The 13,418-nt window shown below is 39.9% G+C and carries 16 protein-coding genes and 1 pseudogene; 1 reads left to right on the forward strand and 16 read right to left on the reverse strand.

The genetic code is table 11. The annotated features are described in order from the left end of the window. Position 1: 1 nt before the first annotated feature. The 10 genes from rpsQ to rplC form a co-directional block, all read right to left on the reverse strand. Positions 2–256, reverse strand: a complete 255-nt coding sequence (gene rpsQ, locus HS960_RS18285; RefSeq protein WP_153844936.1) for a 30S ribosomal protein S17 — start codon at positions 254–256, stop codon at positions 2–4. Between the two features lie 14 nt (positions 257–270). Then, positions 271–489, reverse strand: coding sequence for a 50S ribosomal protein L29 (gene rpmC, locus HS960_RS18290; RefSeq protein ID WP_153844935.1), 219 nt, complete (start codon positions 487–489; stop codon positions 271–273). 92 nt (positions 490–581) lie between these two features. Continuing rightward, positions 582–1,004 carry a 50S ribosomal protein L16 gene (rplP, locus tag HS960_RS18295; protein ID WP_046674870.1) on the reverse strand — a complete coding sequence of 141 codons (423 nt, stop codon included), beginning with the start codon at positions 1,002–1,004 and terminating at the stop codon, positions 582–584. Positions 1,005–1,064: 60 nt separating this feature from the next. Continuing rightward, a complete protein-coding gene (rpsC, locus tag HS960_RS18300) occupies positions 1,065–1,859 on the reverse strand; it encodes a 30S ribosomal protein S3 (protein ID WP_046674869.1) in 795 nt (264 codons plus the stop codon). An 11-nt stretch (positions 1,860–1,870) separates the two neighbouring features. Beyond that, complete coding sequence (gene rplV / locus HS960_RS18305; RefSeq protein ID WP_077438121.1) at positions 1,871–2,305, reverse strand: 50S ribosomal protein L22; 435 nt, start codon at positions 2,303–2,305, stop codon at positions 1,871–1,873. 6 nt (positions 2,306–2,311) lie between these two features. After that, positions 2,312–2,578 (reverse strand): 30S ribosomal protein S19, encoded by a 267-nt coding sequence (gene rpsS / locus HS960_RS18310; RefSeq protein ID WP_002997495.1) that lies wholly within the window; start codon positions 2,576–2,578, stop codon positions 2,312–2,314. Further along, positions 2,578–3,405 carry a 50S ribosomal protein L2 gene (gene rplB, locus HS960_RS18315; protein WP_046674867.1) on the reverse strand — a complete coding sequence of 276 codons (828 nt, stop codon included), beginning with the start codon at positions 3,403–3,405 and terminating at the stop codon, positions 2,578–2,580. Before rplB ends, rpsS begins: the two co-directional genes overlap by 1 nt. 6 nt (positions 3,406–3,411) lie before the next feature. Next, on the reverse strand, positions 3,412–3,702 hold the full coding sequence (gene rplW / locus HS960_RS18320) for a 50S ribosomal protein L23 (protein WP_075990874.1): 291 nt from the start codon (positions 3,700–3,702) through the stop codon (positions 3,412–3,414). Position 3,703: 1 nt separating this feature from the next. Next, positions 3,704–4,333, reverse strand: coding sequence for a 50S ribosomal protein L4 (gene rplD, locus HS960_RS18325; RefSeq protein WP_075990873.1), 630 nt, complete (start codon positions 4,331–4,333; stop codon positions 3,704–3,706). A gap of 5 nt (positions 4,334–4,338) precedes the next feature. Then, complete coding sequence (rplC, locus tag HS960_RS18330) at positions 4,339–4,956, reverse strand: 50S ribosomal protein L3 (RefSeq protein WP_104385215.1); 618 nt, start codon at positions 4,954–4,956, stop codon at positions 4,339–4,341. 338 nt (positions 4,957–5,294) lie between these two features. On the opposite strand from rplC, the gene HS960_RS18335 reads away from it, so the two are divergent. Beyond that, positions 5,295–5,765: a DinB family protein gene (locus tag HS960_RS18335; RefSeq protein WP_153844934.1), complete on the forward strand. Its 471-nt coding sequence runs from the start codon at positions 5,295–5,297 to the stop codon at positions 5,763–5,765. A 151-nt stretch (positions 5,766–5,916) separates the two neighbouring features. On the opposite strand, the gene HS960_RS18340 is transcribed toward HS960_RS18335, so the two are convergent. The 6 genes and pseudogenes from HS960_RS18340 to HS960_RS18360 all read right to left on the reverse strand — a co-directional run bounded on the left by HS960_RS18340 (position 5,917) and on the right by HS960_RS18360 (position 13,383). Next, positions 5,917–6,870: a helix-turn-helix transcriptional regulator gene (locus HS960_RS18340; protein WP_153844933.1), complete on the reverse strand. Its 954-nt coding sequence runs from the start codon at positions 6,868–6,870 to the stop codon at positions 5,917–5,919. A gap of 517 nt (positions 6,871–7,387) precedes the next feature. Then, positions 7,388–7,579 (reverse strand): annotated as a pseudogene (locus HS960_RS27060) (glucuronyl hydrolase); the annotation flags it as partial. Between the two features lie 132 nt (positions 7,580–7,711). Further along, entirely contained in the window at positions 7,712–8,179 is a 468-nt protein-coding gene (locus HS960_RS18345) for a hypothetical protein (protein ID WP_153844932.1), read from the reverse strand. 590 nt (positions 8,180–8,769) lie between these two features. After that, positions 8,770–10,044, reverse strand: coding sequence for a glycoside hydrolase family 88 protein (locus HS960_RS18350; protein WP_153844931.1), 1,275 nt, complete (start codon positions 10,042–10,044; stop codon positions 8,770–8,772). Positions 10,045–10,082: 38 nt separating this feature from the next. Then, complete coding sequence (locus HS960_RS18355; RefSeq protein ID WP_153844930.1) at positions 10,083–11,351, reverse strand: DUF2264 domain-containing protein; 1,269 nt, start codon at positions 11,349–11,351, stop codon at positions 10,083–10,085. Between the two features lie 139 nt (positions 11,352–11,490). Next, the gene (locus tag HS960_RS18360) at positions 11,491–13,383 is read right to left on the reverse strand and encodes a RagB/SusD family nutrient uptake outer membrane protein (RefSeq protein WP_153844929.1); all 1,893 of its coding nucleotides are present in this window, start codon (positions 13,381–13,383) and stop codon (positions 11,491–11,493) included. Positions 13,384–13,418: the final 35 nt, after the last annotated feature.

A 13,418-nucleotide genomic window follows, 5' to 3' on the forward strand; every position in this document is an offset into this window, starting at 1 on the left:
GTTATTTAGCTCTTTCTATAATTTCAACTAATCTCCAGTTTTTTGTTTTACTCAGCGGACGAGTTTCCATGATTAATACCGTATCGCCGATACCGCAGGTATTAGTTTCGTCATGAGCTTTAAATTTAGTAGTTTTTTTCACGAACTTACCATAGATCGGGTGTTTCACTTTACGTTCCACTGTTACCACGATAGATTTGTCCATCTTGTTGCTAACTACTAAGCCGATTCTTGTTTTTCTTAAATTTCTTTCCATTTCGACTTTAAATTTTACGCCTCAGAGGCTGTTTCATTTTTAGCTGCAGCTTTGCGTGCACTGATCTCTGTACTGATACGAGCGATAGTTCTGCGTGCTGCTTTGATCACGTTAGGGTTCTCAATAGCTGAAACAGCATGTGCAAATTTCAATTTTGTAAGGGCTGTTTTCTCTTCTACAAGACGAGCTTTTAAGTCCTCATTAGATAATTCTAAAATTTCTGAATTTTTCATGTTTTTTCAGTTGTTATTTGGGTTATCATCGCTTTATATATAGCGTTAGGGGTAACGGCCCTAACGCTTAAATGATGACATTACCAAGATTTTTATGCTTCAACGTAGTCTCTACGAATCACAAACTTAGTTTGAACCGGAAGTTTTTGAGCTGCAAGGCGTAATGCTTCTTTGGCAATTTCCAAAGGCACACCTTCTGCTTCAAATAACATACGGCCTGGGCGTACTACTGCTACCCAGTATTCTGGAGCACCCTTACCTTTACCCATACGTACCTCTGCAGGTTTTTTGGTAACAGGTTTGTCAGGGAAAATACGAATCCAAACTTGACCTTCACGTTTCATATAACGTGTAACCGCAATACGAGCTGCCTCGATTTGACGACTAGTGATCCATGCTTGCTCCATTGTTTTGATACCGAAAGAACCGAAAGCTAACTCCGCTCCACGAGAAGCGTTACCTTTCATGCGGCCTTTCTGCATCTTTCTGAACTTCGTTCTTTTTGGCTGTAACATGTTCGTATACTTTTTAAATCTGCTTTTTCAGCAGGTTTTGTTGTAATCTAAATAAAACTATTAATCTTTTTTCGGACCACGGTTGCTTCCACCACGGTTGTTTCCACCACGGTTATTTCCACCGCGACCACCTTTGTTATTACGGTTGTCACGACGTTCGCCACCACCTTCGTGGTTGCCACGTGATTTTACACCAGATGCTTGACCAATGTTTGGAGATAAGTCACGTTTACCGTAAACCTCACCTTTACAGATCCAAACTTTGATACCGATTTTACCGTATGTAGTCAATGCCTCAGCTAAAGCGTAGTCGATATCAGCACGTAATGTGTGTAAAGGAGTTCTTCCTTCTTTGTATTGTTCAGTACGCGCCATTTCAGCACCACCTAAACGACCAGAACACATGATTTTGATACCTTCTGCACCCATACGCATTGTAGAAGCGATTGAAGTTTTCATTGCACGACGGAATGAAATACGTGCCTCTAATTGTTTAGCGACACCTTCAGCTACTAACTTAGCATCTAACTCAGGGCGTTTGATCTCGAAAATGTTGATTTGAACATCCTTTTTAGTCAGTTTTTTCAACTCTTCTTTGATCTTGTCAACTTCTTGACCACCTTTTCCGATAACGATACCTGGACGAGCAGTGTGAATTGTAACAGTGATACGTTTTAAAGTTCTTTCGATAACAACTTTAGCTACACCACCTTTTGCAATACGAACAGAAAGATATTTTCTGATTTTTTCGTCTTCAACTAATTTATCGGAATAGTTTTTACCTCCGAACCAGTTAGAATCCCAACCTTTGATGATTCCTAATCTGCTACCTATTGGATTTGCTTTTTGTCCCATTTCTCAATAAATTAGTTTTGTTCAACGTTTAATTTGCTATCAACTACCAACGTAACGTGATTTGAACGTTTACGAACTCTGTATCCGCGACCTTGAGGAGCTGGGCGCAATCTTTTCAATTGACGACCGCCACCTACTGATACTTCTTTTACAATTAGTTCGCTTTCTTCCACTGATTTACCTTCGTTTTTGGCTTCCCAGTTTTTGATTGCAGATAATAATAATTTTTCTACACGAGCAGCAGCTTCTTTACTTGAGTGTTTCAAAATGTATAATGCATTTTCCACACGTTGACCGCGAATTAAGTCTACCACTAAACGCATCTTACGAGGCGAAGTAGGGCAGTTCAATAATTTGGCATCCGAAGCTCCTCCTTGTTGAGCTTTCTCTTGCTCTTTGCGTTGTCTAATTAAGACAGACTTTTTAAGTTTTTTTGTTGCTTCCATTACCTATTATTTTTTCTTTTCTGCGTGGCCTCTGAATGTACGCGTAGGAGCGAATTCACCAAGCTTGTGACCTACCATATTTTCTGTTACATAAACAGGGATAAATTTATTCCCGTTGTGCACTGCGAAGGTATGGCCAACAAAATCAGGGGAAATCATTGATCTACGAGACCATGTTTTGATAACTGACTTCTTGTTAGTTTCATTCATAGAAAGAACTTTTCTCTCTAAGTTGTGATCGATATAAGGACCTTTTTTAATTGAACGAGCCATTATTTTTTCCTTCTCTCAATGATGTAACGATTCGATGTTTTCTTCTTGTAACGTGTTTTGAAGCCTTTAGCTAATACACCTGTACGTGAGCGTGGGTGACCTCCTGAAGTACGGCCTTCACCACCACCCATAGGGTGATCTACTGGGTTCATCGCAACACCACGAACTCTTGGACGACGACCTAACCAACGTTTGCGACCTGCTTTACCTAACACTTGGTTAGATCTTTCATGGTTCGATACCGAACCAATTGTAGCAACACAAGTCAATAAGATCATACGTGTTTCGCTCGAAGGCAATTTGATGATGGCATATTTACCATCACGAGCAGACAATTGAGCATAAGTACCAGCCGAACGAGCAATTGAACCACCTTGACCAGGATTTAATTCAATGTTGTGGATGATAGAACCCAATGGAATGTTTGCTAATGGTAATGTATTACCAACTTCTGGGGCAACTTTATCACCTGCGATTACAGTTTGACCAACTACTAAACCAGCTGGAGCAAGGATGTAACGTTTTTCACCATCAGCGTAATGCAACAATGCAATACGAGCAGTACGATTTGGATCGTACTCAATAGTAGCTACTTTTGCAGGGATATCTTTTTTATCGCGTTTGAAATCAATTAATCGGTATACTTTTTTATGTCCCCCACCGAGATAACGCATAGTCATTTTACCGGAGTTATTACGACCGCCTGATTTCTTGTTGATTTTTACTACTAACGATTTTTCAGGAACGTTTGTAGTAACATCAGAGTAGTCAGCGCCTACTCTGAAACGAGTACCAGGGGTTACCGGTTTGAATCTTTTAACTGCCATTTTTTATTATATAGTACTGTAAAAGTCAATAGTTTCGCCGTCTTTAATAGTAATGACAGCCTTTTTATACTTAGGAGCTCTACCAGATACGAAACCTGCTTTTGTGTAACGGCTTTTTGCTTTACCAGCTACTACTGCAGTGTTTACAGCAAGAACTGTAACACCAAACATAGCCTCAACAGCTGCTTTAATCTGGATTTTGTTTGCTCTGTGATCCACTTTGAAAGCGTAACGGTTTAATTTTTCCGTTAACATAGAAGCTTTCTCAGTCAAGATAGGTTTTTTAATAATTTCCATATTACTTAGCTAATGCTTCCTCCAAAGATTTAACAGAATCTGTAGTCAACAATAATTTTGTTGCGTTCAATACATCATATGTATTTAAATCAGATGCAACAATAACTTTTGCTTTTTTCAAGTTTCTGCTTGATTTATAAACAATTTCATCGTAAGCTGGCAATACCAACAATGTTTTCTCATCAGCTACATTCAACGCATTTATTAAAGCAACATAATTTTTAGTTTTGATAGCATCGAATTTTACTTCATCCAATACCACAATATTATTATCTTTTGCTTTGTAAGACAACGCTGATTTACGTGCTACTTGTTTCAATTTTTTGTTCAATTTGAACGAGTAGTCACGAGGTTGAGGACCGAATACACGACCACCACCATTAAACAATGGAGACTTGATAGAACCCGCACGAGCACCACCAGTACCTTTTTGTTTGTGTAATTTACGAGTAGAACCCGCGATTTCGTTACGTTGTTTAGATTTGTGAGTTCCTTGGCGTTGGTTCGCTAAGTATTGTTTCACATCCAAATAGATCGCATGATCGTTAGGCTCTAACCCAAATACCGACTCAGGAAGTTGCACCTTGGCACCTGTTTCTTTACCTGATAAATTTAAAACTTTAACTTCCATCTCTACTATTTGTCTACGATTACATAAGAACCTTTAGCTCCTGGAATGGAACCACTAACAACGATAAGGTTTTGCTCAGCGTAAACTTTCAACACCTGTAAGTTTTGAACTTTAACTCTGTCACCACCTGTACGACCCGCCATGCGCATACCTTTGAATACGCGTGAAGGCCATGATGAAGCACCTAATGAACCTGGAGCACGTAATCTGTTGTGCTGACCGTGAGTCGCACCACCTACACCACCAAATCCATGACGTTTCATTACACCTTGGAAACCTTTACCTTTTGAAGTACCGACTACATCCACGAATTCGCCTTCCTCGAAAAGTGTAACGTCAACTACGTCACCAAGTTGTTTTGCATCTGGGAAAGTTTTAAACTCTACCAACTTACGCTTAGGCGTTGTGTTTGCTTTCGCAAAGTGCCCTTTCAAAGGAGCTGTCGTGTTTTTCTCCTTAGCTTCGTCGAAACCAAGTTGAATTGCCGAGTAGCCATCCTTTTCTTCCGTACGTATCTGCGTAACCACGCACGGCCCGGCCTGAATCACTGTACAAGGAATATTTTTCCCATCAGCGTTAAACAGGCTCGTCATTCCTACTTTTTTTCCAATAATACCTGACATGTTGTAAATTAATTAATTAAAAGTCCTTCGAAGCAGTAGGGCTTCGCTCAAGACACACTATTCCCATTAAGGGACTGCAAAGTTACAAACATTTTTATAACTGTCAAATAATTAGTGAATTATTTTTTTTATTTTCTACTTCTTTTTATTCTCCCCTCCTATTTTACGATTTATCCCTTCAACATTCCATACACGAAATAAACGCCCTCAAAAAAAAATAAAATTAGTATTCCGAATTTATACTGCCACACAGCTGTCACAAACCGCAGTAATTTTGAACTGTCATACAACGCAGAAGGCGATGTATAGCTTACTCAAAAACTTTAAATACGAGAATCATGAAAACAGAAATCATTTCCAAGAACGAGCTACTTCAGCATTGGTTAGGCCACAGAAACCTAACAAGACAAACCATTGAAAAATTTCCAGAAGAAGGATTGTTCGATTACAAAGTAGAAGGCATGCGCACCTTTGCAGATATGATTAAGGAGCTATTAGGTATTGCTGTTCCAGGTCTCCAAGAGATTGTCAACAACAAGAGCGGCGAACTCAATGAGAATCTCAGTTATTCGACCAAAGCACAATTGCTTCAGGCTTGGGATGAAGCTACTCCTCAGATCAGTGAACTGTTCAATCAAATCCCAGAAGAACGCTTTGCCGAAGAGTTCAATTTATTTGGACAATACAAATCGCCCATTATCCACAGCATATTTTATTTTATCGACAATGAGATCCACCACCGCGGTCAGGGATTTGTTTATCTAAGATTACTCGGCATAGAACCTCCATTTTTTTGGGAAAGAGGTTAAATAGGTAATGTCTGCAATGAAAATTCCTTCTTAACAGAGCGCTGAAGCTTATTTTTAGTACAGCCTACAAATGACTTGTTCGGTACCTGTCCTTTCAGCCGAACAAGTTTTTTGCGTACAATAGCAGCAAGGCTGATTTCGTCGTTTTTGACTAAACTTGCTCCAATGCCGATGAGAGCAACCGCTTTACGACCTCTTTTAACGATTCAGGTTCAATAATTGTTCCTTTATCGGCAAACATCAGATACCAACGCGCAAAGCCATTCTCCATATTAATGCTTTCAAAATGCATTTCCACATAGTTATCAGTGACCGTTTCTTTTTGGAAACCAAAATAGTGGCGATCCCATTCCATATAGCGGGCCATATCCTTGTCCACTTGCACGACAACTTTTGTCGTGGGAACGTCATGACGTTTATTCAGAAAAGATGAAAGTTCAGGATGCTCCTTTGCAAAGTCATCGGCAAGTATTCTAATATTGTTTATTCTATCCAAACGGAATTGCCTATAATCTTTCCGTAATCTACAAAAAGCAAGGACATACCAAAACTTGCTCTCCACAAAAATACCCACAGCTTCGATTTCACGCCTTTCTGGAGTTTTATCCGAAGGTTTGGAATAATAGATTTCCACACATTTCTTTGCAGCGATACTTTCGATCAGTATATTGGTGCCATGGGTAAGCTTCTCATTGAATTGATGACGCCCACCGCGCACCAGAAAGTTATCCCCTACTAAGGCCACCTGTTCTTTTTCATTGCCCCGCAATATGGCTTTCATTTTCAGCAATGCTGTTGTAAAATGATGCGCAAGATTCCGATCTGTATACTTTTCCACCAGTTTCTCCGCTGCGACAAAACTCAATGCCTCCTCTCGGGTAAATTGCAGAGGTGGCATCTTATATCCCTCCACCAAAGAATAACCGCTTCCCGCTTCACCATAAATCGGAATTCCAGCTTGCATCAGGGATCTGATATCACGATAAATCGTACGCTGACTAACTTCATAACGTTCCGCCAAAGCAGCGGCGGTGACCACAGGTTTAGCTTGTAGATGCATATAAATAGCGAGTATGCGGTCGAATCTCTTTTGAATATCGGTCATTGGGATAAAGGTACAAAAAGCCCAAATGATTTAATGAATGTCACAAAAAATGGCAAAGTTTTAAATTATGGAACACGGCAAATATAATACAGCAAAATATATAGTTCTGCTCGTGTATCTTTATCGAACGTATATCAAATATAAAGCTTACCTGTAACTGGCTTCTTCAGGAGCAAATAATTAACAAGTTAACATCAGATTCCGAATTAAAAAAGGAGTAACACTATTTTTATTAGGGGTTAGCAGGGGGTTAACAGGGGTAGTACCCCTGTTAACCCCCTGTTATCCCCCTATAAAACCCCTATTAATATAGAAAATAATATCATGTTATACTACCCATGTGCACTAGATGAAAGAGACTGTATTTGACAGAGAATAGAATCAAGTACAACATGAAGAAACTTGTTTTTAGATTGAGAGCGTTAAATCCAATAAAACAAAAAAAGTGAAGTACCTATATACTTCACTTTTCCACATCGTGTTAATAACTTTGTTGAAAACTTAAAAAAGTCACTCCTTATTGCTTGATTACCTTTTCTCCTCGGAGCAACCGATCATATCGCACCAATGCCTCCACATAGTAGTAATCGGCATAGGTCAAGGGCACATCCACTTCTGTTTTATGTGGAATTGATCCGACACTATGCTTCAAGATATAGCCACCGGCTTCTTTATAATCTGCTTTGTAGGGTTTAGAAGAAAGCGACCGCTACATCTGCTTAGCCTTCGCGATGTAGCGGATCAAAAATTCTTTCGGCTTCTACCATCGTATTCGACCGAAATAGTAAATAGCTGCCCCAATGAAGACATTGAGACAGCAACATTAATTATTTTGGGCAATTTAATTGCTTCCGACATCTAACGATGTACAGCCAGTATCGCTCAAATAAACATTTTCGAAAGTGTAAGATTGTCCGGAGCCCGAATGACCGCAGCTCATCGCATACCACATTGTTAACCAACTAGGACAACTTGCATAAATATCATAATTTCCACTTTGAATATTGACTGGATAAGACAACGTATTCGCAGGGACTACAACATGCTGTGTGGTTCCTCCTGGAAAATTCCCGCTAAAGGTCAAATAAATGGGTGAATTACTAAAGTTATACACATAAAAGTCGAATGTGCTGCTTAGTGTTTTAATAGTCGTTTTGGTATTTTTTTTTGCCCCAACATTTTCCGTAGAAATTATATTTCGTTTATTAGATAATTTTACTGCTGCTGGTACACTCAAATCTCTAGCTTGAACGAACAAACCAGTGACAATAAATAACGCAAAGGCTATTACAAATGATTTTTTTAACATAATTCAAAAGTGTTTATAAATAATTGACTATTTCAATAAGCTTTTTTGAGATATAGCTTATCAACAATTGGCTTCTGTCTTAACTAAATCATAAGGGCCTCCTTTCTTTTAGATAAATTGACTAAAGTTTCTCGATCATTAGCGAATGATGCCTCACCATTAATAATTATGGTTGAAAGATCAACGGCGCATCGCTTTAAAAAATTCTCCGTAAAAAAATAGGTGTACTGCCTACTAATACGTCCAAATGATTACTTGATCAGAATATACAATTTTAAAATACAAGAACTTACCGACCCCTAAAAAACACAATAAGTGTAATTTCAATAAATCTGACTTTACTATTTGTTGTTTTCATTCTTTGTTAGATTTATGATATTGGTAACGTATAAACGGAGCGGTATAGATCTGACACATCCGGGTGACAGATCTCGCCAAATATTATGGGTCTATCGCGACTATTATAACAGGAGATGCTCCAATGAAAATTTGGGATTGGTTGGAACTGCATTTTTCCCAAGAGCACAAACGGCTAAAACTGTTCCTAAAACAACACTTATTTTAAGAACAGTTTAAACGTGCCTTATCGTCTATTGTTTAATCACCTTTTCTCCGCGGAGCAATCGGTCATACCGCACCAATGCCTCTACATAATAGTAATCGGCATAGGTTAAAGGCACATCCACCTCTGTTTTATGTGGGATTGAACCGACGCTATGTTTCAAGACGTAGCCACCGGCTTCCTTGTAATCTGCTTTGTAGGGTTTAGAAGAAAGCGAGCGCAACATCTGCTCAGCCTTCGAGATATACAGCTGGCTTTCACTGCCTGTTGTGTATTGTGCCAGTTCCAGCAAAGCCGAAGCAGTCACTGAAGCTGTCGACACATCGCGAAGATCTTTTTGGCTATAATATTTACTGTCCGGCGTAAGTTTATTCTGATCCATATCCCAATAAGGTATCAGATCTTTCGGAAGATTGGGATGATTCAGATAAAACTGAGCAATATGCCTAGCCTGCTCCAAATATTTCTTGTCGCCCGTTTCGCGGTACATCATTGTATAACCATAAAGTCCCCAAGACTGTCCCCTAGCCCATGCAGACTCATCAAAAGCGCCTTGTGCCGTCTTTCTCGAAATAATACGTCCATCTTTCGGATTGTAATCCACCACATGGTAGGAACTATAATCTTTTCGATAGTGATTGACCATCGTTGTATTTGCATGCGTTATAGCAATATCACGATAGCGTTTGTCTCCTGTCATTTTGGAAACTTCCGTCAAAAACTCCAGGTTCATCATATTGTCGATGATCACTGGATAGGTCCAGGGTTGGTCATCCCAGTTTTTGCCACCATCCCATGAACGAATCGTTTGCGGTGCTACATGGAAACGTGTTGCCAGCGATGCTGCTCCTGTACTTAAAATCTCCTTATAAGCAGCTGAATCTCCCGTCAAACGTAATGCATTACCAAAACTGCAGTATAACATAAAGCCCAAATCATGTGTTCCCTTGTTGTTCTTCTCCTTCTCGAGTTCTTTTAACTTACTTTTCGCTTCCGTTAATAGCTTCTCATCTTTGGTATATTCATAGAGATAGAGCACTGTACCGGGATAAAACCCCGAACACCACCAACTCGAACCCCAATTCACATATTTACCATCTTTATAAGTCGTGGGCATATCGGATTCATTGATCGATGCTGCGAGGTAAGCGATTTGTTTATGTGCATCTTCTAAATTTGAATGAACGAATTCTTTGTCAAGCCCCAACTTAACGGATCCTAAATTCCGTTGACTAGAACAAGAAATTCCTTGCATTCCCAGCCCAATGATTAGGCCCCCCGTAATATAATGTTGTATCTTCATGTTTATATAAAATTTAGAACCCTCTATTCTTGTTTTATTTAATAACTTACATAATAGTCCTTCGGAAATTGCTCGGCACTCCAGCATTTCTGAGAAGTCCAGGGTTGTGAAGCACAGGTCCAGAACTCATCGTCTGCAGGTAATCCCAAAGGCAAGAATGACAGGGAGGCCACATACATAGACCCTGCATTTGTATAGTAATCTGCGAGATTGGATTGTTTATCACCTACCACTCCCATACGCAGCCATCCTGACGAGGCAAAGGTTTTGTCAATATAAATATGCCTTAATATCGCTGTAAGAGCTGCCCGGACCTGTCCTTTTGAGATATCCTCAGGTAGCTTGTTTTCTAAAGCAACTGTCGCCAAAGGTTGGAACGCTGCATTCTTATAAGTTGACGAGCGACCGACAACGACATAGTGACCTTCTGGAGAAATCATACGTTCCAAATGATGTGCATAGCGCTGCATTCGTTTATACGCTCTATCATACATTTCTTTGTATTTTCCGCCGGCGGTAATATTATGGCGTAGCGACTCAACCTGCATGCAGTGAATCACATACCCATTGTAATGATCAAAACTAAAACGCGCTCCGTCGCTGTACCAGCCATCTCCGACATACCATTCCTGATCAAATTTATTGACTGCATAATCGATCTTTTCACGCGCGCACTCCTCCCCGATGCTATAGAGAAATGTCTCTGTCATCGCGGCAAACAGCAACCAATTACTCTCATTCGGCTTGATCTTCCGCAGCAGTTTGAATTCTTCAACTACTCTTTTTTTAGTAACTTGGTCCAAAGGCTGCCATAAAGCCTGTGGGGCCCTCAAAAAAGCCAGCGCAAGATGCGCCGCATCGACGAGTGTTTGGGATGAAGGGCCTCGCCAGGTAAAATAATCCGGCGATTTAGGATCGACACCATATTGTATACCGAGTAATGCTTGGTCACGTAATTTTTTACGCAATTGACCTTCTTCAGTTGCGTCATCTGGCAAAGCCAACCAAGGAGCCATACCTGCCAACAAACGACCGAAAGCTTCTAAGTATCCGACTCCAGGGTCTCGACTATCAAAAGTAGGGCTCACTTCCATCGGCATATTTTTACGCCATTGTTGCTTACTGATATTGCCTAATATTGGAGCAGCCATCTTATGTAAAATAGACACCCAATAGGCACGATCGTTCTCGCTGTAATTATTTCTTTCCGACGCGGCAACATTGGCTTTCGCATCACCAGCAAAAGATGTCGCCAGTGCGCCCATCCCGGCACCGCCCAATAGTTTTAATAAGAGTCTTCTTTTCATTGACATTGGTTTATAACGAACATAATCGAAGTGTTACACAAAACATTAAAAATCTTTATTTTAAGCTAAAAAAACAAATCAAAAAAAATCAATCGCTCTAGCAAACGATTGCGTGAGCGATTGATAACAACTTCTTTACTTAATAAACCCACCCTGGTGTTGGCTTCAAATTTTTATTTAACTCTATTTCAGATTTAGGGACTGGCCACGTGTACCATTGGTCACCTATCCATTCATAAGTGGTACCACCAGTATTTTCTGTGCCACCCCAAACATGTTGTGCGAATTTTTCGTTGAACTTTGTTTCTTTCAGTGTCTTCCAACGCATTTCATCAAAAAAGTTAACTCCTTCACCAATTAATTCCCGGCGCCGTTCATCTCGTACATAATTCCGTGCTTTGGTTTGATCTGAAAAAGAAGAGGCCATTGTTGGAATTCCAACCCGATCTCTGACCTGTTTTACTTTTGCCATCGCACCAGGTAAATCATTCATTTCGACTAATGCTTCTGCCCACATCAACAAAACATCAGCATAACGAATAATAGGTTCGTCGACCGGATTTTGCTCACGGCGAGCATATTCTAACCCTTCGCCCACAAACTTACGATGGATATACTTAAATTCTGCCTGCGCATTGGCACTTCCCGAAGTATAATAACTACCAGGTAAACTACTATTTAAATTGGGCTCAGCTCCAGATTGGTCTACATAGTACTTACCTGTGACTGGGAATCTGTATGTATACATACCTGCAGCCGTGGAATTGCTATTCACTCCCTGGAAAGATGCATAAGGAGTCACTACATTATAAGCTAACCGTGGATCCCTATTTGCATAAGCTGCTTTAAGCCGTGCTTCGTTACCCTCAGGCAGATACAACACTCGCGCAGTACTATTCAATTTATTTAATTCTGTATTGATTACTGTGGTTACCGTAGGGTGAACATCATTTCCGTTAACTTTTTGGTCTCGTATAAAAAAGACCTTTCTATTGGGAGCTCCTAAAGCATTTACAGTATTCCATTCAGGAATATAATCCGACCAACTAAAAGGACGTACAGTAGTACCATCAATTATTTCTTCATACAAATTGACCAAAGCCGGGGTTACTTGCAAATCTGTCCAACACCCTCTACTATCTTTTGCTCCCTGTTGAAATGCGGCGGTATATTTCTGTACGGCAGAACCGTATCCTGAAGGTTCCTCAATATATTGAACGCTCAAAATCATCTCTTCACAACGTTCATTGGCAACTTTAAATAATTGCTTATAATTTGAAAAGAGTTTATAGCCGCTCTCTCCAACTTTCGCAAAATCAGCAACTGCCTGATCGTATTTTTTGGTCATAAGATAAGCACGGCCACGTAGTGCATAAGCGGCACCTTTACTCACACGTCCTTCACCTTGGATTTGATTGTTCGGCAAAGCACTCTCATTGATTGCATCAGTCAAATCTTTAATAATAAGCGCCCAAACATCCTCTTCTGAACTCTGCCCTTTATTACCTTCTGCAGGACTGATAGGCTCGGTGTAAATAGGAACACCTAAACCATTCCGACCATACAGTTCATTGAGCCGCATGTAAAAAAAGGCTCGTAATACTTTACATTCGGCTACTAATTTATTCTTTTTCTCCTGAGCCATCGTCGCACCGGGAATATGAACAATTGCATCGTTAGCGCGATGTACACCATCATACAACCATTTCCATTGGAATGAAAAATAGGAATTACTTGGATTCACAGCGCTGGAGAAAAGGTTATTTAAGTTATATTCACCTTGACCAGTCATACCAAATGCCTCATAAGCATAATACCCAATATTTGCAGATGTCCCTACAATTCCGTCACTTCTTACCGGACGTTGTAACGAATAGTAAACACCTATTACCCCTTGATCAACCAGCGTTTCCGTTGACCACATTGTTCCCGAAGATATTTTGTCATTAGGTGCAAGGTCCAATATTTTCGTACAAGACGATAAAGAACTTGCTATACCAATTGCTATGACAGATTTTAATATTTTTTTCATCTCTATTTCTATTTTATTTGACTAAACAGAGTTTA

Source organism: Sphingobacterium paramultivorum, from assembly GCF_014109745.1.
Taxonomy (GTDB): Bacteria; Bacteroidota; Bacteroidia; order Sphingobacteriales; family Sphingobacteriaceae; genus Sphingobacterium; species Sphingobacterium paramultivorum.

Bases quoted from the DNA above. Each gene is read 5' to 3' on its own strand.
- rpsQ (WP_153844936.1), bottom strand. From the start codon at position 256: ATGGAAAGAAATTTAAGAAAAACAAGAATCGGCTTAGTAGTTAGCAAC.
- rpmC (WP_153844935.1), bottom strand. From the start codon at position 489: ATGAAAAATTCAGAAATTTTAGAATTATCTAATGAGGACTTAAAAGCT.
- rplP (WP_046674870.1), bottom strand. From the start codon at position 1,004: ATGTTACAGCCAAAAAGAACGAAGTTCAGAAAGATGCAGAAAGGCCGC.
- rpsC (WP_046674869.1), bottom strand. From the start codon at position 1,859: ATGGGACAAAAAGCAAATCCAATAGGTAGCAGATTAGGAATCATCAAA.
- rplV (WP_077438121.1), bottom strand. From the start codon at position 2,305: ATGGAAGCAACAAAAAAACTTAAAAAGTCTGTCTTAATTAGACAACGC.
- rpsS (WP_002997495.1), bottom strand. From the start codon at position 2,578: ATGGCTCGTTCAATTAAAAAAGGTCCTTATATCGATCACAACTTAGAG.
- rplB (WP_046674867.1), bottom strand. From the start codon at position 3,405: ATGGCAGTTAAAAGATTCAAACCGGTAACCCCTGGTACTCGTTTCAGA.
- rplW (WP_075990874.1), bottom strand. From the start codon at position 3,702: ATGGAAATTATTAAAAAACCTATCTTGACTGAGAAAGCTTCTATGTTA.
- rplD (WP_075990873.1), bottom strand. From the start codon at position 4,333: ATGGAAGTTAAAGTTTTAAATTTATCAGGTAAAGAAACAGGTGCCAAG.
- rplC (WP_104385215.1), bottom strand. From the start codon at position 4,956: ATGTCAGGTATTATTGGAAAAAAAGTAGGAATGACGAGCCTGTTTAAC.
- HS960_RS18335 (WP_153844934.1), top strand. From the start codon at position 5,295: ATGAAAACAGAAATCATTTCCAAGAACGAGCTACTTCAGCATTGGTTA.
- HS960_RS18340 (WP_153844933.1), bottom strand. From the start codon at position 6,870: ATGACCGATATTCAAAAGAGATTCGACCGCATACTCGCTATTTATATG.
- HS960_RS18345 (WP_153844932.1), bottom strand. From the start codon at position 8,179: ATGTTAAAAAAATCATTTGTAATAGCCTTTGCGTTATTTATTGTCACT.
- HS960_RS18350 (WP_153844931.1), bottom strand. From the start codon at position 10,044: ATGAAGATACAACATTATATTACGGGGGGCCTAATCATTGGGCTGGGA.
- HS960_RS18355 (WP_153844930.1), bottom strand. From the start codon at position 11,351: ATGAAAAGAAGACTCTTATTAAAACTATTGGGCGGTGCCGGGATGGGC.
- HS960_RS18360 (WP_153844929.1), bottom strand. From the start codon at position 13,383: ATGAAAAAAATATTAAAATCTGTCATAGCAATTGGTATAGCAAGTTCT.